This is a genomic window from Methylobacterium sp. J-048 (genome assembly GCF_022829515.1).
Taxonomy (GTDB): domain Bacteria; phylum Pseudomonadota; class Alphaproteobacteria; order Rhizobiales; family Beijerinckiaceae; genus Methylobacterium.
On sequence record NZ_JAKSYL010000214.1, the window covers coordinates 22875 to 43087 of the forward strand.

The window sequence follows — 20213 nt, forward strand, 5'->3', positions numbered from 1 at the left end:
TATGGGTCGCGGCGTACGGTCAGATCCGATGCCTGCTGCACACGCGCTCGACGGCATTACCGCTATCCTCAGGCCGCGTGTTGAAGGCGATCGGAACTGTCGGCGCAGCCTCCCGAGCTACGTTGATGAGGACTTAGAATACCGCCAGGTGCCGTGGCCAGGAACGCACGCCGGCGCCGATCACGAGGCAGTCGTAGGAGCCGGAAGTGAGCATCTGCCGCAGGATCGGGCCGGCTTGATCGTCCGGTTGTATGAAGCACTGCTCAGCCGTCCAGCCGCGGTCGCGCATATCCTTAAGCGCCACCTCGATCCCATGGTGGATCTTCTCGGCATTTAGTCCGGGCGGGAGAGCTGGGTCCGAGAAATCGACCGAGTCAGGTTCATAGCCCACCATCAGCACACGCATCGGACCCTCCGGCTTCGGACACCGGACTGTGCCGGTCGCTCCGCCAGCTAGCGGTGACGACGGCGGCTGCAAGGCATAACGCTTAAGCTTGGGACATGTGGTCGGCCGCTCATAGAGGCTCACGCTGAGGCGTACAGACACGCCTTTCGTGTTGCATCCGTGTTGCGTGGAGCACCCGCAAGCGCCTCGGCTTGAGTTGTAAGCCTTTGTAAAACAACGATCCGTGTTGCTACGTGTTGCGCCCTTAGGCTACCGGATACGGGCCAGGAAAAACCCGCCAAGTCATTGACTGAGCGAAAGAATTTCTGGCGACCCCGGTTGGGCTCGAACCAACGACCTGCCGCTTAGAAGGCGGCTGTTCTACGCGGCCCCTAGAACCACCTAAAGCGGACGCATTCAACTTCCTTTTGGGGCTATCTCCGGGCACAAATATCAGGCGGCGAACAACCTTGGGGCTCCGGCGACGATAAACTCGCGCCGCTTGGCCGCGAGCACCTTGGCGTAGGTTGTCTCGATCATCCGCACGCTGGTGCCGCAGTTCTCCGCCACCACGTTCAGAGGCACTCCGGCCTCGATCGCGCGTGAGATGTACGAATGCCGCAGCGCATAGAACGTCCCAGTCGGATCGAGCTTGGCGGCCACGAGCGCCCGTTTCATCGGCCGAACCTGGTGGCTTGCCCCCCAGGCTCCGCCATCGATGCGGCACAGAAGCGGGGCCTCCTGCGGGCGGCCGCCCACCAGCCGTGAGAAGAACCCTACTGCTTCGGGCTGCAGGATGACGATTCGCGCACCCGTCTTGCCCCGTGGCACGTTCAGCGTTTCCCCCTCGACATCGAAGTGGCGGACCTGACAGGCAGCGAGTTCGCCATAGCGAGCGCCCGTCAGAAACCCGGCCGTTAGCAGGTCGCGGAAGCTCGCGTCGCTGCAGCCTTCAAGGAGACGCAGCACTTCCACGGGCGTGAAGTGGACCTCACGGGCTCGGCCAACTCGCTGGAACGGGCGCACCAGCCGCCAAGCGCTGTCGTCCGATAAACCATTTGTTGGATCGCCCACCGCGTGGTTGAGCATCGCTTTGACAATGCTGAGCACCCTATTGGCGGTGTCCTGGCTGCGGCGACGCTGCTCAGCGTCACTGACGGTCCGCACCAAGCCATCGCGCCAAGCCTCGAGCTGGCGGCGCGTTAGGTTCTCGATGCGGCTCGAACCGAAGCGGGGCAGGAAGAGGCGTTCCAAGCGGCGGCGGGCGTCGTAAGCTGTACGTTGGTTTCGGGCCTCAAGCCCAGCAAGGTAGGTCTGAGCAGCAACCTCGACGGTGAGCGGCGTCTTCTGAGCCCCCTCCCCTTTCTCGCCACCCGCTGTCGCCTTAGCCTGCTGCTGTGCCTCCCAGAAGTTGAGCACGCTCCGGCCGTTGCTATCCTCGAAGTCGTCGGCCTGCCCAATCCGCTTGGTCCAGGAACTGCCCTTCCCGTCAGCAACACGTAGCACCCAGGTCCCTGCAGTCTCGTTGCGGCGGTAGCCCAGCGACACACCGGGCGCGACACGAGCGAAGACGGGCTTTTTGGCCACTGGCAGGCGTAGCCGGCTGGTGCGAGTTTCGAGCTTCGATGAGCGCGTGTTACGAACCATGGTGTCCCGCCAGTGTCCCGTGGGCGTGCTCGGACCATGACACACAAAGTTGGATAGGCCAAACGCCAGTTTGGAATAGAATATCGATATATCAAGGGGTTAGTTGGACGTTTCTGGACGATTGGCTATGCCCTTTCACGGCGAAAACACGGGTTCGATTCCCGTAGGGCGCGCCAGCAAATCTCTTCTGAAAAACAACGCGTTAGCGCCTTGGCTTGGTCGCCGGGGCAGATTTCCGGGCAGTTGCATTTTGCGGTTTGGCCGTGGCGTGATTCAACACCCGGCATGGCGCTGCCGGATCCCGATGGCCTGGATGTCTTCTCGCTGAGCGAGCTTCGCGGGCTGGTCGCCACCCTGATCGGTCAGGTCCGCGCCTTGACGGACGAGAACCGGGCGTTGCGCGAAGAGGTCGCGCAACTGAAGGGCTTGCTGCCGCGCCCGCCGATTCGGCCCTCCCCGTCCGGGATGGAAAGAGCGAGTGAGCGGACGCTGACCAAACCAGGCCAGCGGCGGCGTGGGCCCGTGCACGAGCGGAGCGTGATCCCGCGCGAGGTCGTGTTGAAGGCTTCCGTTCCGGCAGGCTCGCGATTCAAGGGCTTTGCGGATGTCGTGGTGCGCGATCTCGTGCTGGAACCGGTCGTAATCCGCTACCGGCGTGAGCGCTGGTCCACGCCGTCGGGGGTGAGGGTCGTGGCCGCGCTGCCACCCGGGATCGTCGGCGGGTTCGGGCCGCATGTGCGCCGCTTCCTCCTGGCGGCTCATGTCCAGGGCAGGGCCGCCGACGCGTGATGGCGCAAGCGGAGATCAGTGAGGGTCTGACGCTTGATCCGTGCGCACTCACGCAGGATGTCCTCGCAGCGGCCAAGATAGACATCGGCCGGCGTGAGGTTGCTCAGGCTCTCGTGAGCCCGGAGATGGTTGTCGTGCTCGACGAAGGCGGCCACCCGCGCCTCCAGTTCGCCGGGCAGGTAGGCGTGTTGGAGCAGGATGCGGTTCTTGAGCGTCTGGTGCCAGCACTCGATCTTGCCCTCTCGTCTGCGGATGACGGGGCGCACCGCAGGTGTGGGTCATGCCGCAGCTGCCGAGCCAGTCGGCCAGATCGCCCGCGACGTAGCGCGATCCGTTGTCGGTGAGCAGCCGTGGCCAGTGCATTGCACGGGGTCGAGGTCAGCGGCCGCCAGTGCCAGGTCGAGCGTGGCGGTGACGTCGCTGGCCTGCATCGTCGCGCACAGCTTCCACGCCACGATGGTGCGTGAGAAGTCATCGAGCACCGTCGCCAGGTAGTACAAGCCCCATCCGACGACCTTCAGGTCGGTGAAGGCCGTTTGCTAGAGCTGGTTGGGCGCGGTGGTCTTGTCGCGAAACGCGTCGGCGGCCTTGACGACGATATAGGCTGGGCTGGTGATCAGGTCCTGGGCCTTGAGCAGGCGGTAGGCGGTCGCTTCCGAGACGAAGTACCGACGCTCGTCGGTGAAGCGCACCGCCATCTCGCGCGGGCTGAGTTCCGGCTCTTCCAGCGCGAAGGCGGCGATCTGCTCGCGGACCTCGACCGGCAGACCGTTCCAGACCCAGCTGGGCCGCGAGGGCCGATCAGCCAGGGCCTCGGGGCCGCCGCGCTGGTAGGCGTCGTACCAGCCGTAGAAGGTGGCGCGCGGGATACCGAGCTTGTCCAGGGTGGCGCGCACCGGCAGGTGGGACTGCTCGAACAACCGGATGAGCTCCAGCTTCTTGGAGGCCGGGTACCTCACGCCTCGTCGCCCCCAGCCCCGCTCATATTTTTTTGAGCAGGCGGTTCTCCAGGACGAGGTCGGCCACGACCTCCTTCAGCGCGCCCGCCTCGCGCCGCAGATCCTTGACCTCGTCGGAGGTGGCCGCGCGAGCCGTGTCACCGGCCAGTCGCCGTTTGCCGGCTTCCAAGAACTCCTTGAGACCAGCCGTAGCTCATCGAGATGGCGATGCCCTCGCGCCGGCACAGCTCGGCGATGCTGTCCTCACCGCGCAGGCCCTCCAGCACGATCCGAATCTTCTCCTCGGACGAGAACTGCCGGCGCGTGGCCCGTCGGATGTCCTTGATCACAGCTTCTGCCGGCTTCCGTGCCGGCCCGGATGTCTGTTTCATCTTCGCTCCTGGGGGCTACGATGAACCAGTCATCCTCCGTTCGTGAAGGCCCTCAATTTGTCTCAGGAGCGCTGACGGCGGACACACCGAAAACTGACTGATTTCGAGCGAGCCACGAGGCGAAGTAGGAATCGCCGCTCGTAATCTCGCCTGCGGAGGCATGCCCCGCGGCGGGGTGATCATGTCGGCATCGCTCCATCGATCAGGGAGATGGAACGCGCTCAGAACGTCAGGCGTGCCGTCAGCACAAAGGTTCGACCTGGACCAGGCGTGGCCGAGCCGTATCCGGAGACGGTCTCGAAGTTCTTGGTATTGGCGATGTTGTAGACGTTGAGCTGCAACGCCGCGTTTTCGGTAAGCCGGTAGGTGGCCAGTGCGTCGAACCGCCAATAGCCGGGCACGAGGGCGGTGTTCGCCGAACTGGTAAAGCGTTCGCCCACATAGTACGCGCTTCCGCCGACCGTCAAACCGGGGAGGATCAGGTAGGTGCTGGTTAGCGCGAACGTGTTGTGCGGCGTGTTGGCCAGGATGTTGCCAGGCGTCGACACGAAGGCACCCGTGGTGTTCCGGGCGCTCTTCAAGACGCGGCCGTCCAGATAGGTATAGCCGCCGAACACACTCCACGCGTCCGTGATCTTGCCGGCAACGCCAAGCTCGAAGCCCTGCACCCGCGTGGTGCCGACCGTCGAGTAGATACCGTTCGTTGAGTCGACGGCCTCGATCGCGTTTTGCTGGGTGACCTGGAACACTGCGCCCGTCAGGCTGAGCTGACTGTCGAACAGATCGTACTTGGCGCCGGCCTCGTAGGTCTCGTTGGTGATCGGCTTGAGGTTCTGCTGGCCACCGGTGATCGTCAGGTACTCGCTCGACGGGTCGAACGAGGTTCCGTACATGAAGTAGACGCTGGCGTTGTCGACCGGGTGGACGACTGCGCCCGTCCGCCAGCTGACGAACTGCACCTTGTTGACGACGTTGTACGGCGTCGTCGCGTTCAGCGGGCCGGTCTGGACGTAGGACGGCGTCAGGACCGAGGCCGCATGCTGGTGGACTGTGAGATCGTCGTACCGGAGACCGCCCAGGATCTCCAGGTAGCGGTTGATTTTGACCTGATCGCTCGCATAGACGCCGACCGTATTGCCGACGTCGTAAGTGTCCGTACTGACGGTTGGAACGACACCTGGACTGGTCGGATAGGGATTGGGGAAACCGACGTTGACGCGCGAACCGCCGGTGATGTTGGTCCGGTACTGGTCGCGGGTCTCCTGGCTGAGCTCGATCCCGCTCAGCAGCGTGTGCTGAAGGCCGAACGTCTCGACGTGCCCGACTAGATCGGTCTGGTTCGTGAACAGCGTGTTGACGGTGTGGTTCTGGAAGTCGTTCGTGTTGTTCACGTAGAGGCTGCCCAGTGGACGCGCGAACAAGGCCGCACTCGAAAGCGCCGCTCCGCCGTTGGCCTGCCCGTAGAGGTTCGTCGCGTTGACTTGAACACCGCGGACGCGCACGAACCGATCAATCAACGAGTAGCGCGTGGTATTGGTGATACTCCAGTCCTGATCGAACGTGTGCTTGTACTGCAGAGTGCCGATATGCGCGTCTACCTGCTCAGTGTCGGAGAAACCCGGGCTGAGGCGTCCGAAGTAGGTGTTCTTCGAGACCGGTGCCGGTCGGCCATAGTAAGTGCCGAAGTAGCCGCCCGGCAGAACCGGGATGCCGTAATCCGGGATATTGTTGTCCTTCTGGTAGATGTAGCTGACAGTGACCTGATCGTCCGGTGTCAGGTTCGCCCGAAGCGAAGGGGCGACGCCGAAGCGCGTGGTGTTGATGTGGTCGCGGCCGGCGACATCCGTGTCGTTGGCGAGGAATGCGAGGCGGATGGCGGAGTCGCCCAGGACCGTGTTGATGTCCCCGGTGACGCGCGCGCCCGGGGCACTGTAGCCCGACGCGTCGATCTGCACCTTGTCGGCCGCGAAGAACGGCAGTTTGCTGGTGACGTTGATGACGCCGCCAGTCGAACCGCGCCCGAACAAGAACGAGGAAGGCCCCTTCAGCACCTCGACGCTCTCGATGCTGAACGTGTCGCGTGTGTACCAGCCAGGGTCGCGGACGCCGTCGCGGTAGAAGTCGTTGCGGGCGGAGTAACCGCGGATGTTGATGTTGTCGCCCTGCGTGCCTCCCTCGCCACCGAACATGGTGATGCCGGGCACATTGCGCAGCGTCTCGACGAGCGTCGAGTCGCGCTGATCTTGAATGAGTTGCTGCGGGACGACCGTAATGCTCTGAGGGGTGTCGAGGATCGGGGTCGGCAGCCGCTGAAGCTGAAGCTGCCGGGGGTTGTAGGACGAACCTGCGGGAGCCCCAGACATCGTGACGTCGAGTTGATCCATCACGACCGACATCGAGTCCTGTCCCACTGCCGGTGAGGCGACGAAGGCCAAAGAGGCTGCACCAACCGCCGCCTGCGAAAGGCGGGTCCATCCGGCTGCGCGAGAGCTGGATCCATTGTCGAATGAAGTGCTGGCCCCATCATCGGCGGCCGAGAAAAGTTCGGCGATCAGTTCCTGCTTCTTCATAGTAATTCCAGGATACCTGCCCCACCACGTATCCGCTGCGTATCTTAATCCACTCCCCGACATCAATCGGAATCAATGTGCCCGGATCGTTTTGCTGTTATTTTTAGATTATAATAATTCGAAATAAAAGATTGACTAGATGAATTCTAAATCGATCGGATTGCTTTCGCTTGGATCTTGAACCAAGACCGGTTGGCGGTGGCTGAACGGGCATGAGACCGATGACTTTTGGACGACCCCCTTCCTGGCGTACGATGTTCCGCAAGGTGCATCTGTGGCTCGGGATCGGCTTGGCGCTCCTGATCGTGCCGATCACGCTCACCGGCTTGGTCCTCGTGTTCGATGACGAGATCGACGAGGTCCTCAATCCCGGCCTCTACGCAACCACCGGCACGGCCCTGGCTCGTCCCGCGGACGAGTACATGCAAAGCGCAAGCGCGGCCGTGGGCGGCCGAGCTGTGATGCTGCGCTGGCCAGACGGAGAAGGTAGGCCGGTTACCGTCATGGTCCGCCTCCAACCCCCACCATCCGCGGTTGAGCACAAGCCGGACGGTGAGCGTGGCACCAACCGGAGCGGCAGACCCGAGGGCCAGGCCGGCAACAGGCGGCCGCCCAGCCGCCTCATCTATCTCGACCCACCGACCGGCGCGGTGCTCGGCATCAAGGACTTCCGTGATTCGTTGATCGGGCAGGTCCACGTCTTCCACGAGAACCTGATGGTTCCGGAGTACTCCGGCCGCGCCGTCGTCGGCTGGACGGGCGTCGCGCTGCTCCTGCTGTCGTTGACGGGGCTGGTCCTCTGGTTGCCGCGCAACGCGCGCCTCGTGCGCGCCTTCGCCTGGCGCAGGGGCCCAACGACGAGCATCAACCTGCACCACCTCGCGGGTCTCTGGATTTCGATCCCCTTGGGGTTGATGGCGCTCACCGGCATAGTGCTGGCCTTCCCGCCGCAGGCGAGCGCCGTGCTGAACGCATTCGACACGCCGCAGCCGCCTGTCAGGCGCACCGGCGCCGATCCACTCATGCCACACCCGGCACTCACGGCGGAACGGGCCCTTGAGATCGGGAAGGACGCTGCCGAACCGGAGAAACCTCGGATGCTGGCCGCACCCAGCATCACCACGAGGGCGTGGCGCCTGGAGGTCGAGGCCCCAGATGGTACGCGGCACTCGATCAGCATCGACGACGCGACCGGGCAAACGACACTGGAACAACCGCCGCGCCGTGGGGATGTCATAGGCACCTGGATGCGGCGCGTGCATGATGGCCGCTCACACGGCCCGATCTGGGCCACGCTGGCGGGCCTCTGCGGGGTCCTGCCGACGCTCCTGGCGATCACGGGCGTACTGATGTGGCTGCGGAAGCGACGCAACAAGGCGGCGCTGCGGCGCGGCACCTCCGCATTGCCTAATCCGCGTTTGATGTCCGTCGAGAACGCCTAGCCAAACGGACCTGTCCCATGCTCGTACATATCCCGCAGGTGCTCAGCGCAGATCAGGTCGCCCGCTGCCGTGCGATCATGGATCGTGCTGCCTGGACCGACGGCCGGGTCACCGCCGGGTTCCAGTCGGCGCAGGTCAAGAAGAACCTGCAGCTGCCGGAGGACGCTCCGGAGGCCCAGGAACTCGGCAATATGGTCTTGCTCGCGCTCAAGCGCAGCCCGCTGTTCCTCTCGGCCGCGCTGCCGCACACGGTGTTCCCGCCTCTGTTCAACCGATATGACGCCGGCATGACCTTCGGCGCCCACATCGACAACGCCATCCGGCAGTCGCTAGATGGCCAGCGCATCCGGACCGACATCTCGGCGACGCTGTTCCTCAGTGGGACGGACGAGTACGACGGCGGCGAGCTGACGGTCGAGGACACTTACGGCAGCCACGCCGTCAAACTTCCTGCCGGTGATCTGATAATCTATCCGGCCGACAGCCTGCACAACGTCACGCCGATCACGCGCGGCTCACGAGTGGCCTCCTTCTTCTGGATCCAGAGCCTGATCCGCGACCGGACGCGCCGGGCCCTGCTGTTCGACCTCGACACTTCGGTCCGGCATCTGACCCGCGACGTACCGGGACATGAGGCCCTGGTGTCTCTGACGGGGACCTATCACAACCTGCTTCGGCAATGGGCCGAGACATGATGCTCCGTCGGTGCGATCAGCCTTTGCCGCGGCCGCCTGCACATCAGCACGCTCCATTTGAATATTCGCTCCTCCGCGAGCAAGGCGTCGCCGCTTCACATACGGCAGTACCGCTAAGCTGCGGGTGGCTGACAGCGGCTGGGTCGCGGCGCCTGCGTCCGCTTCGGCAGTTGAGCGCGTACGGTCGAAGTCTCCGCGCTGGACGCGGAGCCGAAGGTCTGCTTCCGGGCTGCCAGCCAACTTCCGTTCGCCACCCTTCCATGACGTTCGCCCATTTGCGCCATATGTCCGCTTCGAAGTGGCCTGCCCCCATTTGGTGGCCCAGGTTCGAAGTTAGTGCATCGTCGGTCTGGAGTTGACCCCGTTTGTGGTCCACGGCCTATGCAAGTTCCCGGGCTGTGACAGCTTGGTTGGCGAAGGCTCGGGGCGTCAAGCCGCCCAGGGCCGTGTGGGGGCGATCTTCGTTGTAATGGCACCTCCAGTCCTCGATGCGCTCGCGGGCATCGGCCAGCGACAGGAACCAAGAGGCGTTCAGGCATTCCGCTCGGAGGCGGCCGTTGAACGACTCGATGTAGGCGTTGGCGGTTGGCTTGCCCGGTCGTGAGAAGTCGATCTCGACCTCGTTCAGGTACGCCCATTGTCGACCCGCAGGCTCTTGGGTCGCCCCCTCAGCCTGACCAAGGCGTCCAGGGCCTCGGTCACCTGGAAAGCGCGGAAGTTGGCTTTCGGGGTGAGTGAGAGCGCCTCTCGCGTGTAGCAATCGACGACGGTCAGGATCCGGAACGGACGCCCGTCGAAGACGCGGTCGGATACGAAGTCCATCGCCCAGACCTCGTTGGGCCCACCGATGGCCGACCGCCCCTGGCGATACCGCCAGGCCCGCGTACGCTTGGGCAGCTTGGACCGGATCGACAGCCCCTCGTCGCGGTAGATCCGGTCAGTGCGCTTGTGGTTCACCGTCCAGCCCTCCCGTCGCAACAGGATGTGCAGCCGCCGGTAGCCGTAGCGCACCCGCGCGGCGGCCAGCTCCTTCAGCCGCATGCGCAGCGCTACCTGAGGGTCCGAGCGCTTCCTGTAGCGCTGCGACGAACGACTGACGCCGGTGGCCTGACAGGCCCGACGCTCGCTGATGTCGTAGGCCACCTGCAGGTGACCGGCGACCTCACGGCGAGCGGCGGGCCTCACCACTGATCCTTGAGCACGTCCTGCAACATGGAGCGGTCCAGCGTCAGATCGGCGACCAGCCTCTTCAGCTTACTGTTCTCGTCCTCCAGCTGCTTGAGCCAGCGGATCTCCGGCACGCCCATGCCGACGAACTGCTTCTTCCAGCGGTAAAACGTCGGCTCGGATACGCCCATCTTCCGGCAGACCTCATCCACCGTCGCACCATTCTCCGCCTGCCGCAGGGCGAAGGCGATCTGTTCGTTCGTGACGCGTTTGCGAGGCATGGCATCCACCCTCCTTCAGGGTTCAGGATGCCCGAAAAACTTGCGCTCAGCGCGGACCAGTTTGCTGGGTCAGGGTCACCCGAGAACTTGCATAGGCTGTGGACCAAAATAGCGGTCGGCCAAGCTTGTCTTGGAGCAGCGGGTGCGCCCCAGCGTGCCGGCAGCGGACCGGCGATCTGCTCGTTTGTATGGTCGGGACGATCAAAGCCTCTTCCTCCGCGCTGGCGACCTCGTCGGCGCGGAGCGTTCCGACTTTCCGCGCGTCCCTGTCCCCCGTATGGATGGGCGCGCCTCGCGCATCGCACCGGAGCCGTTATGGCGCGTATCTCATCGTTCAAATCCTGTCTCGGCGCTCTCGCGCTCGCATCCCTCAGCTTGATCGCGAGCCGGGCGGCTCAGGCGGATGCGACGCTCAACCGGATCAAGGGGCGGCAGAAGCTCACCGTCGGCATCATCCTCTCGGGTGCGCCCTTCGGCTACATCGACCCGCAAAGCCGCGCCGAGAAGGGCTTCAACATCGATCTGGCGCGGGCGCTCGCCGAGAAGCTCGGCGTCAAGGTCGAACTCGTGACGGTCACGCCGCCCAACCGCGTGCAGTTCCTGCAGCAGGGCAAGGTTGATATCCTGATCGCCAACATGCAGTTCACCGAGGATCGCGCGAAGATCATGGATCACGTGCAGACCCCGTACGACCGGGCCGGCGGGGCCGCGCTCGGCCGCAAGGACAGCGGGATCAAGGACTGGGCGGATCTCAAGGGCAAGCCGGTCTGCATCTCGCAGGGCTCCAACTACGCGCAGCCGCTGGCCGACACCTACGGCGCTGCGGTGAAGGGCATCCCGAGCCAGCCGGAATCGATGCTGGCGCTCCAGGGCGGCAATTGCGTCGTCGCCGTCCACGTCGCCCCGACGATCAAGCTGCTGCTCGCCGACCGCCCGAACGAGTGGAAGGACTACGCCGTCATCATCCCGACCGAGCTGGAGCCGGCCGATTCGGTGATCTGGCTGCGCAAGGGCGAGCGCGACACCGGCGCGGCCCTCGACGCGGCGGTCCGGGATCTGCACGCGTCGGGGGCGATGCTGGAGATGGCCAAGGCGAACCGGCTCGTCGATCCCACATTCATCGAGGAGGCGCGGCGCACATACGCCGCGCCCGCCAAGCCGTGACCGCGTCGCAGCCGGCATGATCGACCACGCCGTTCGGACCTTCATCGCCCTCGCGGGCGAGATCGGCCTGCACTACGATTTCCTCGCGAGCCCGTCCGAGGTCCGGCCCTGGATCGCCGGCATGGGCACGACGCTCCTGCTCATCCTGTTGGCGATCCCGCTGAGCCTCGCCGCGGGCGTGGCCTTCGCGGCGGCCCTGACCTCCGGCCGCCCGTGGCTCGCCGGCCCGGTGCGGACCTATGTCGAGCTGACCCGCAACACCCCGACCCTCGTCCAGCTCATGTTCGCGTTCTTCGCGCTCAACATGCTGCTGTCGAAGGCGCTCGGCGGCGCGGCGAACAACCCGTTCACGCCGTTCTTCTGGGTGGTGGCGGTGACCGGGCTCCACATCGCCGCCTTCCACGCGGAGGCGCTGCGCGGCGGGATCGAGGCCGTGCCGGCAGCCATGGTCGAGACCGCCCACGCCATCGGCTTCTCCGGCTTCGAGGTCCTGCGCTACGTGACGCTCCCGCTCGCCCTGCGCACCGCCATGCCGGCCATCGTGAACAATCTGGTCAACCTCGTGAAGTTGACCACCATCGGGTCGGCGATCGCGGTCGGCGAGGTGACCTACGCGTCGATCATGATCTGGACGCAGCGCGACAACGTCCTCGAACTGATGATCGTGATCCTGCTGTTCTTCGGGCTGATCAACACGGCGCTGTCGCAGATCGGCCGCTACGTGGAGCGCCGACTTGCGGTCCCGGGATACGGCGTTTGAGCACCGCGGCGCTCCCCGCGCGCGGCCGCGCCGCCCTCGGCCCGGCTTGGGCCTGGCTGGCGCTGGCCGCAGCCGGCTTCCTCCTGTGGTCCGTGCTCGACGCGCGCCTCGCCCGGGACCTGCTCGACTGGCTGCCCTACCTCGCCTCGGGCTTTGCCATGAACATCCTGATCAGCGTGCTCGCCATGAGTACGGGCACGCTCGCGGGCGTCGCGCTGGGGGCGATGGAGCTGTCGGCCTCGCGGCTCGTGCGCGCGCCGGCCGTGGCCTACGTCCAGGTCTTCCGCAACGCGCCCCACCTCGTGCTGATCTTTGCCACCACCTACATCTTCCCGTTCGAGATCGTGGTGGCCGGCAACTACCTGCCCTTTCCGGATTGGCTTAAGGCGGTGTTCGGCCTCGCGATCCCGGCGAGCGCCTACGTGGCTGAGATCGTCCGCGGGGCGATCCAGTCGGTCCCGACCACGCAGTGGGATGCCGCCAAGGGTGTCGGGATGTCCCGCGGCCAGACCTTGCGCTGGATCATCCTGCCCCAGTGCCTGCGCCGGGCGCTGCCGCCCTGGATGAACCTCTACGCCTCGATCACCATGAGCACGGCGCTGGCCTCCCTGGTCGGCGTCCACGAGCTGCTGCACGCCGCCACCGACGCGAGCACGGCGGTGCGCCGCGACGACTTCACCATCGCGGTCTACCTGACCGTGCTCGCAGCCTTCTTCCTCTTCTGCTTCCCGATCTCGCGCCTGACGCGGCGTCTCGAACGCCGCTTCGCCCCGCGCTGAAGGCTGTACCCCGCCCCATGGCACAGGATTCCACCCCCCGGCCGCCCCTCGTCGAACTCCAGGACGTCCACCTGTCCTTCGGGGCGGCCGAGGTGCTCAAGGGCATCGATTTGACGGTGGCGAAGGGGGATGCGGTCTCGATCATCGGCCCGTCCGGCTCGGGCAAGTCAACGATCCTGCGCTGCATCAACGGCCTCGCCCAGCCGCAGGCGGGGCGGATCACGGTCGCCGGCACCCGGGTCGACACCCTGCGCACCGAGGCCGAGCGGATCGCCCTGCGCAAGCGCATCGGCATCGTGTTCCAGCAATACAACCTGTTCCCGCACCTCACGGTGCTGGAGAACATCACGATCGCGCCGATCCGCATCCTCAAGGTGCCGCGGGACGAGGCCGAAGCCCTGGCGCGCGACCTGCTCGCCCGGGTCCGCCTCGCCGACAAGGTCGCGGCCTATCCGGGCGAATTGTCCGGCGGCCAGCAGCAGCGCGTCGCCATCGCGCGGGCGCTGGCCATGCGGCCGGACCTCGTCCTGTTCGACGAGGTCACGTCCGCCCTGGATCCCGAGATGGTCGGCGAGGTGCTCGCCGTCATCCGCGAGCTCGTCCGCGATGGGCTGACCAGCATTCTCGTCACCCACGAGATGCGCTTCGCCGAGGAGATCAGCGATACGATCGCGTTCACCGAGAACGGCCGGATCGTCGCCCAGGCCCCGCCGGCCGAGCTGTTCTACCGGTCCGGCAATCCGCGCATCCGCCAGTTCATCGGCGGCTTCCAGGGCTATCGAGACGCCGTGCAGGACCGGGAGGGAATCTGATGTCGAACCCGCGCACCGCCGCCCTCGCCGAGGCGATCGTCGCCTCGCGCCCGGACACGGATCCCGCCGCGATGCGCGCGGCGCGGATCGCCCTCGTGGACTTCCTCGCCTGCGCCCTGGCGGGCAGCACCGATCTGTCGCTCGCGACGTTGCGCGGCGTGTTCGGCGATGCCCCCGGCCGTGCCCTGGTGATCGGCGCCGCACAGCCGGCCGACCCGTTCCTGGCCGCTCTCCTCAACGGCCATGCCGGCCACGTGCTCGATTACGACGACGTGCATGCCAGCGTGCGCGGCCACCCGACGACGGTGATCGTCCCAGCGCTGCTCGCCGCCCTCGACCCGGACGCACTGCCCAGTGCGGACGCGTTCCTGGCTGCCTACCTGGTCGGGCTGGAGACGATGGCGCATCTCGGGCGCGCGATCGGCCCCGCGCATTACGAGCGCGGCTTCCACGCCACCGCCACCCTCGGCCCCCTCGGGGCCGCAGCGGCGATCGCACACCTGCGCGGCTTCAGCGCTCGGACGACCGCGATCGCCCTGGGGCTCGGCGCGACGCAGGCCGCCGGGCTGCGGCTGCAGTTCGGATCCGACGCGAAGCCGCTCCATGCCGGGCTCGCCGCCCGCAACGGCCTGGCGGCAGCGCGCCTGGCCGAAGCAGGCCTGTCCGGCGCCGAAGATTGCCTCGACGGCCCGAACGGGTTCCTGCAGGCCTACGGCTTCGGCGAGGCGGCGCCCGAGCGGGTGCTCGAAGGTTGGGGCGCCCCCTGGCAGATCGTCCGACCCGGCCTGACCCTGAAGGCGTTTCCCTGCTGCACGGCGGCCCATCCCGTGGCGGTGGCCGGCCTTGGCCTCCACCGCGAGGGCATCCGCGACCTGACGCGGGCGACGATCACCTTCCCGCCGGGTGGCGACGCCGCACTGGTGGTCCGGACGCCGCGCACCGGCATCGAGGCCCGGTTCAGCCCGGAATATATCCTGGCCGCCGCCCTCGTGGACGGAGCGGTGCGGATCGACCATTTCGACGAGCGCCCCGTCCGCCCCGACCTAGCCGCGCTGGCGGCGCGGGTCGAGCGCCGGCACGACCAGGCCGCCCGGCGCCTCTCGTCGGATCCGAGCACGCGCTTCGTCGTGGTGGAGATGACGGACGGGCAGGGCCGGACGCACGACCGGCGCATTGACGGCCTGCCAGGGCTCGCCGATGCCGACGACAAGTTCCGGGACGCGACCGCCGGATCCGAGGCGTTGCGTTCGGTGCCCGACCTCGTGCGCACCATGCACGACGTAAGCGATCTCGCCCGCCTCCTCGCCTGCTTGGCGCAACCGCGGCAGCCGTAAGCACCCCGGCCGCCCCCGAACCCCAGCCGAGAGCCCGCCCATGACGACGACTCCGCGACAGATGCATCTCGGCCTGTTCCTGCAGGGAGCCGGCCATCACGTCTCGGGCTGGCGCCACCCACGCGCCGAGGCCGGCAGCGAGAACTTCGATCTCCTGCTCCGGGTGACGCAGATGGCCGAGGCCGCCAAGTTCGACATGGTTTTCCTGGCGGACGGCCTGACCAGCGCCGTGGACGCCCACCCCTCGATGATCGCCCGCTTCGAGCCGCTGACGCTGCTGAGCGCGCTGGCCATGGTGACGAGCCGCATCGGCCTCGCGGCGACCTCCTCGACCACCTACGGCGAGCCCTACCACACCGCCCGCGCCTTCGCGTCGCTCGACCATCTGAGCGGCGGACGCGCGGCCTGGAACGTCGTCACCACCTCCTACGCGCGCACCGCCAACAACTTCTCCAAGGAGCATCCGGCGCATGACGAGCGCTACGCGGTCGCCGAGGAATTCGTCGACGTGGTCTGCGGCCTCTGGGACAGCTGGGACGACGACGCCTTCGTCAAGGACAAGGCGCGGGGCGTCTACGCCGACCCCGCGAAGGTGCGCGTGCTCGACCATGTCGGCCGCTACTTCCGCGCCAAGGGCCCGCTCAACATCCCGCGCTCGCCGCAGGGCCACCCGATCCTGATCCAGGCCGGCTCGTCCGGGCCTGGGCAGGATCTCGCCGCCCGCCGGGCCGACGTCGTGTTCACCGCCCAGCAGACCATCGAGGAGGCGCAGAAATTCTACGCCAGCCTCCGGCAGCGCGTCGCCAGCTTCGGCCGCGATCCGTCCACGGTGGCGGTCATGCCGGGCCTCCTGCCGGTCATCGGCCGGACGCTGGAGGAGGCGAGCGCCAAGCTGATCGAGCTCGACCAGTGGACCGACATCGCCAGCGCGATGCCGCTGCTGGAGGAGCGCCTCGGCCATTCGCTGTCACGCTACGACCTCGACGGCCCGCTCCCGGACCTTCCGATCTCGGATCAGTTGCGCAGCCGGGCCGAACTCCTCGCCGAGCTGGCCCGCCGGGAAAAACTCACGATCCGGCAGCTTGCCCTCCGGGTGGCGGCCGGACGCGGGCACCACATGATCGTCGGCACGGCCATCGACGTCGCCGACCGGATGCAGGCCTGGTTCGAGGGCGGTGCGGCGGACGGCTTCAACGTGATGCCGCCCTTCTTCCCGGACGGACTTAGCGACTTCGTGCGTGATGTGGTGCCGCTGCTTCAGGAGCGCGGCCTGTTCCGGACGGACTATACGGGCGGGACCCTGCGCGCGCATCTGGGACTTCAGCGTCCGCACCCGGCGGAGCGGGTTTCCCAAGCGTGACGTAATTCTCGATCTGGCATCGACGACTTCGTGTCGCCAGTCCTCATCGCGGATGCAGCCAAACCGGAGATTCCTGCTGCTGCAACGTCGGTTCCCAGGATGCGGCCGACTTCGGTTGAACGGCGGCTATGAGTGCAGGCTGTGTGAAAACGCGCCGCTCTGGTCGTGTAAATCCCGATCTGGAGAGGTCGGGATGAAGCGTTTCATAGCAGGCGAGGATCGTCAGCAGATCACGCTCCTTCCCGATTGCCTGGACGACTCTATCACCGCGGACAATCCGGCTCGCCTCGTCGAGGTGTTCGTCGATGAGCTCGATCTGGCCGTGCTCGGCTTCGCGGGCGCGGTGCCGGAAGCGACCGGGCGTGGGGCCTATCATCCGGCGGCGCTGCTCAAGATCTACTTGTAAGGCTATTTCAACCGCGTCCCGTCGAGCCGCCGCCTCGAACGCAAGAGCCAGCGCAACATTGAGCTGATCTGGCTGACCGGCCGGCTGATGCCCGACTTCAAGACGCTGGCTGACTTCCGCAAGGACAACGGCCCGGCGATCCAGGGCGCCTGTGCGCAGTTCGTCGTGCTGTGCCGCCGGCTGAACCTGTTCAGCAAGGCCGTGGTCGCGGTCGCCGGCAGCACGTTCAAGGCGGTCAACACCCGCGACAAGACCTTCACCACCGCCAAGGTCGAAGCCCGACTGGTTCAGGTTGCGGCGAGCATCGGCCGCTACCTCGCAGCCTTGGACCACTACCGCAACCTGACGGCCTGTCTCGATTGTGTGCTCAAGCTCCGCTGCACGCCGGCGGAGACGCGGCGGGTGAAGCGCTGGGTGAACGCTTTGCAAGCGGCCATTCGGCTTTGCACCCATCTCGGTCGTGCAGCCAGTCTCGTAAATTTCTGCAAAGCAAATATATCTGTTAAAGAAACACTCTTGCTGATAAGCAAGTTGTCGATTGAATCTTTAATGGCTATTTAAATAATTGACCATAGCGGCCATTAAAATAAATTTCCTCAACCCAATATATTGCTAGCCGCCAACGGCATCCTGATGCAGCCACGTCGCATCAACCGCCGGTCTCGGACATCGTTCGCGTGATTTGGGACGGCGCGCCGCGCCGGAGGACGAAATCGTGGCCCTTCGGCTTCCGGCCCAGCGCCTGATCGATGATGCAGAAAATATCGTCGTCGGTGCCGCCGGCCCGCAGCATCGCTCTCAGATCGGTCGCATCCTCCTGCCCCAGACAGGTGTGGAGCGTCCCGGACGCGGTGACCCGCACGCGGTTGCAATCCGCGCAGAAATTGTGGGTGTGCGGGGTGATGAAGCCGATCAGGCCGCCGGTTTCGGCGATCCGCGCGTAGCGGGCCGGACCGCCGGTGCGCATCGGGATGTCGACCAGCGTCCAACGCCGTTCGATCTGCCGGCGCAGGGCATCGAGGGGCAGGTACTGGTCGAGGCGGTCGGCACCGATATCGCCGAGCGGCATGGTCTCGATCAGGCTCAGCGCCATGTCCCGTTCGTGCGCAAAGGCGATGAGATCGTGGATCTCGTGCTCCGTCCCGTCCTTCAGCGCCACCACGTTGAGCTTGACCCTGAGCCCTGCCGCGCGGGCCGCCGCGATCCCGTCCAGCACCTTGGCGAGCGAGCCGCCGCGGGTCAGCGTCCGGAAGCGCTCGGGGTCGAGCGTGTCGAGGGAGACGTTGATCCGGCGTACGCCGGCCCGGGCCAAGTCCTCGGCGAAGCGGGCGAGCTGCGTTCCGTTCGTAGTCAGGGTCAGTTCGCGCAGCGCGCCGGTTCGGAGCGGCTCGGAGAGCGCCTGGAACAGATCGAGGATGCCTTGGCGCACCAGCGGCTCGCCGCCGGTGATGCGCAGCGTGTCGACGCCGCGGGCGATGAACAGCCGCGCGAGCCGGGCCAGCTCCTCCAGGCTCAGGATGTCCCGCCGGGATCGAAAGCTCATGTCCTCCGACATGCAGTAGACGCAGCGCAGGTCGCATCGGTCGGTGACGGAGAGGCGCAGATAGGTCACGCGGCGTCCGAAGCCGTCGATGAGCCCGCAGGTTCCGGCTTGCGTTTGCGCCGCCATCTCAGGCCGCCTCGCCCGCGACCGCGAGCATCTCGGCGCGCGTGACGATCTTTTCGCGGGGCTTGCCGGCGGCCTGGCCGCGGGCCAGTTCGGCGGCCTCGATCCGGCGCCACGCGGCGAAGTCGATGCTGCACCCGGTCCGGTTCGCGAGATTGGCCACCAGCGCGTCCGGGTTCCCGATCGGAGCCGGCAGAGCCGCGAGGTCGGCGAGCACGGCTGCGGCCGTCTCGACGCCGCAGGCGCGGTTCGTCCCGATCGTGCCGCGGGGCCCACGCTTGCTCCAGCCGCAGGCGTAGAGGCCGGGCACCGGCACGCCGTCCGCCTGGATCCGGCCGCCGAGATTGGCATGAACGCCCGTCGCCGCGTCGTAGGGTACGCCCGGCACCGGCGCGGTCCGCCGTCCGATGCTGGAGATCACGAGCCCGCAATCCAGCGCGACGGTCGCGTCCGAGCCAGGCCGGCGCAGGTGCAGGCGCTCCACATGGCCATCCCCGGCGAGGTGGAGCGGTTCGAGACCGAAGCGGATCAGGCAGCGCCGCGGCTTGCCCGCGCCGCCCCCCGCCTCGGCGAAGGCGCGCAGGATCTCGGCATTGGCGCGGGCCTCCACACCGGCTTCGGATGTTGGTTCCGGCACGCCCCCGGGGAGGTCGTCGGGATCGAGCCCGGTGTCGCACGCGGCGAGATCGCCGAACTCAGCCAGTTCCTTCGGAGAGAAGCGGGCGCGCTCGACGCCCCCGCGCCCGACGATCTGAACCTCCCGGATCCGGCTCTCGGCCAAAGCGTCCAGCGCGTGGGCGGCGATGTCGGTGTGGCGCAACTCGTCGGGGGTCTTGAGCAGGATACGCGCGACGTCGAGCGCGACGTTGCCATGGCCGATCACCACCGCGCGCTCCGCCGAGAGATCGAAGGACTGCCCGGCGGCGTCGGGGTGGCCGTTATACCAGCCGATGAAGGATCCCGCCTGATGGCTTCCGGCCAGGTCCTCGCCGGGGATGTGCATCCGCCGGTCGAGAGAGGCCCCGTTCGCCAGGATCACGGCGTGATAGCAAGCCGAAAGTTCGGCGACGCTCACATCGACGCCAACCTCGACGCCTCCGACGAAGCGGAAGCCGGGCAGGCCGGCGATCCGGTCGAACACCGCGGTCACCTGCTTCAGCTTCGGGTGGTCCGGCGCCACGCCGAACCGGACGAGCCCGAACGGGGCGGGCAGGCGCTCGAACAGGTCGACCGCCACCGGCACGCCGGAGCGCAGCAGCGCCTCGGCCGCGTAGAAGCCGGCCGGGCCGCTCCCGACCACGGCAATGCGATGCGGCACGCTCATGAGGCCAGCCGCCTTGCCCGCTCATCCGCGCCCGGCAACGGCGGAAGCTTGGCGTTCACCACCGGGGTCTCGGCGGCCCGCAGCCGGTTGATCTCGACCCATCCGGCCTTGTCCGCCGGCATCTGCCAGGACGGATGGATCGCACTCACCGGGCAGATCGGCGCGCAGCCGCCGCAATCGATGCAGTTCTCGGGGTCGATGTAGGTCATCTCCTCGTCGAGATGGAAGCACTCGACCGGGCAGACGGTGACGCACTCGGTGTAGCGGCAGCCACGACAGGAATCCGTGACGACATAGGCCAT

At 66.6% G+C, this 20213-nt stretch carries 15 protein-coding genes and 3 pseudogenes; 10 read left to right on the top strand and 8 right to left on the bottom strand.

Annotation, left to right across the window (positions count from 1 at the left end; genetic code table 11):
* Positions 1–133: 133 nt before the first annotated feature.
* The gene (locus MKL09_RS21035) at positions 134–406 is read right to left on the bottom strand and encodes a hypothetical protein (protein WP_244023360.1); all 273 of its coding nucleotides are present in this window, start codon (positions 404–406) and stop codon (positions 134–136) included.
* A gap of 432 nt (positions 407–838) precedes the next feature.
* A complete protein-coding gene (locus MKL09_RS21040) occupies positions 839–2032 on the bottom strand; it encodes a tyrosine-type recombinase/integrase (protein ID WP_244023362.1) in 1194 nt (397 codons plus the stop codon).
* 285 nt (positions 2033–2317) lie between these two features.
* Between MKL09_RS21040 and MKL09_RS21045 the strand changes: the two genes are divergently transcribed.
* Positions 2318–2821: a hypothetical protein gene (locus MKL09_RS21045; RefSeq protein ID WP_244023364.1), complete on the top strand. Its 504-nt coding sequence runs from the start codon at positions 2318–2320 to the stop codon at positions 2819–2821.
* On the opposite strand, the pseudogene MKL09_RS21050 reads toward MKL09_RS21045, so the two are convergent.
* Positions 2791–4151, bottom strand: a pseudogene (locus tag MKL09_RS21050) (IS3 family transposase). The gene MKL09_RS21045 and the pseudogene MKL09_RS21050 overlap by 31 nt on opposite strands.
* A gap of 221 nt (positions 4152–4372) precedes the next feature.
* Positions 4373–6721: a TonB-dependent receptor gene (locus MKL09_RS21055; protein ID WP_244023366.1), complete on the bottom strand. Its 2349-nt coding sequence runs from the start codon at positions 6719–6721 to the stop codon at positions 4373–4375.
* Between the two features lie 254 nt (positions 6722–6975).
* Between MKL09_RS21055 and MKL09_RS21060 the strand changes: the two genes are divergently transcribed.
* The gene (locus MKL09_RS21060) at positions 6976–8163 is read left to right on the top strand and encodes a PepSY-associated TM helix domain-containing protein (RefSeq protein ID WP_244023368.1); all 1188 of its coding nucleotides are present in this window, start codon (positions 6976–6978) and stop codon (positions 8161–8163) included.
* A gap of 17 nt (positions 8164–8180) precedes the next feature.
* On the top strand, positions 8181–8858 hold the full coding sequence (locus MKL09_RS21065) for a Fe2+-dependent dioxygenase (protein WP_244023370.1): 678 nt from the start codon (positions 8181–8183) through the stop codon (positions 8856–8858).
* Between the two features lie 379 nt (positions 8859–9237).
* On the opposite strand, the pseudogene MKL09_RS21070 reads toward MKL09_RS21065, so the two are convergent.
* Positions 9238–10306: pseudogene (locus MKL09_RS21070) on the bottom strand (IS3 family transposase).
* 315 nt (positions 10307–10621) lie between these two features.
* Between MKL09_RS21070 and MKL09_RS21075 the strand changes: the two are divergent.
* From MKL09_RS21075 to MKL09_RS21105, 7 genes and pseudogenes are all read left to right on the top strand, one after another.
* Complete coding sequence (locus tag MKL09_RS21075; protein ID WP_244023372.1) at positions 10622–11470, top strand: transporter substrate-binding domain-containing protein; 849 nt, start codon at positions 10622–10624, stop codon at positions 11468–11470.
* Positions 11471–11486: 16 nt separating this feature from the next.
* Positions 11487–12230, top strand: coding sequence for an amino acid ABC transporter permease (locus tag MKL09_RS21080; protein ID WP_244023374.1), 744 nt, complete (start codon positions 11487–11489; stop codon positions 12228–12230).
* Positions 12231–12286: 56 nt separating this feature from the next.
* On the top strand, positions 12287–13009 hold the full coding sequence (locus MKL09_RS21085) for an amino acid ABC transporter permease (RefSeq protein ID WP_409566959.1): 723 nt from the start codon (positions 12287–12289) through the stop codon (positions 13007–13009).
* A 17-nt stretch (positions 13010–13026) separates the two neighbouring features.
* Complete coding sequence (locus tag MKL09_RS21090) at positions 13027–13821, top strand: amino acid ABC transporter ATP-binding protein (protein WP_244023376.1); 795 nt, start codon at positions 13027–13029, stop codon at positions 13819–13821.
* A complete protein-coding gene (locus MKL09_RS21095; RefSeq protein ID WP_244023378.1) occupies positions 13821–15155 on the top strand; it encodes an MmgE/PrpD family protein in 1335 nt (444 codons plus the stop codon). Before MKL09_RS21090 ends, MKL09_RS21095 begins: the two co-directional genes overlap by 1 nt.
* Positions 15156–15195: 40 nt before the next feature.
* Entirely contained in the window at positions 15196–16515 is a 1320-nt protein-coding gene (locus MKL09_RS21100; protein WP_244023380.1) for an LLM class flavin-dependent oxidoreductase, read from the top strand.
* Between the two features lie 193 nt (positions 16516–16708).
* Positions 16709–17251, top strand: a pseudogene (locus MKL09_RS21105) (transposase); the annotation flags it as partial.
* Positions 17252–17570: 319 nt separating this feature from the next.
* On the opposite strand, the gene moaA reads toward MKL09_RS21105, so the two are convergent.
* The 3 genes from moaA to MKL09_RS21120 are packed head-to-tail and all read right to left on the bottom strand — an operon-like array spanning position 17571 to position 20213.
* The gene (gene moaA, locus MKL09_RS21110) at positions 17571–18590 is read right to left on the bottom strand and encodes a GTP 3',8-cyclase MoaA (RefSeq protein WP_244023382.1); all 1020 of its coding nucleotides are present in this window, start codon (positions 18588–18590) and stop codon (positions 17571–17573) included.
* A gap of 1 nt (position 18591) precedes the next feature.
* A complete protein-coding gene (locus MKL09_RS21115; RefSeq protein ID WP_244023384.1) occupies positions 18592–19911 on the bottom strand; it encodes an FAD-dependent oxidoreductase in 1320 nt (439 codons plus the stop codon).
* Positions 19908–20213: a ferredoxin family protein gene (locus tag MKL09_RS21120; RefSeq protein WP_244023386.1), complete on the bottom strand. Its 306-nt coding sequence runs from the start codon at positions 20211–20213 to the stop codon at positions 19908–19910. Before MKL09_RS21120 ends, MKL09_RS21115 begins: the two co-directional genes overlap by 4 nt.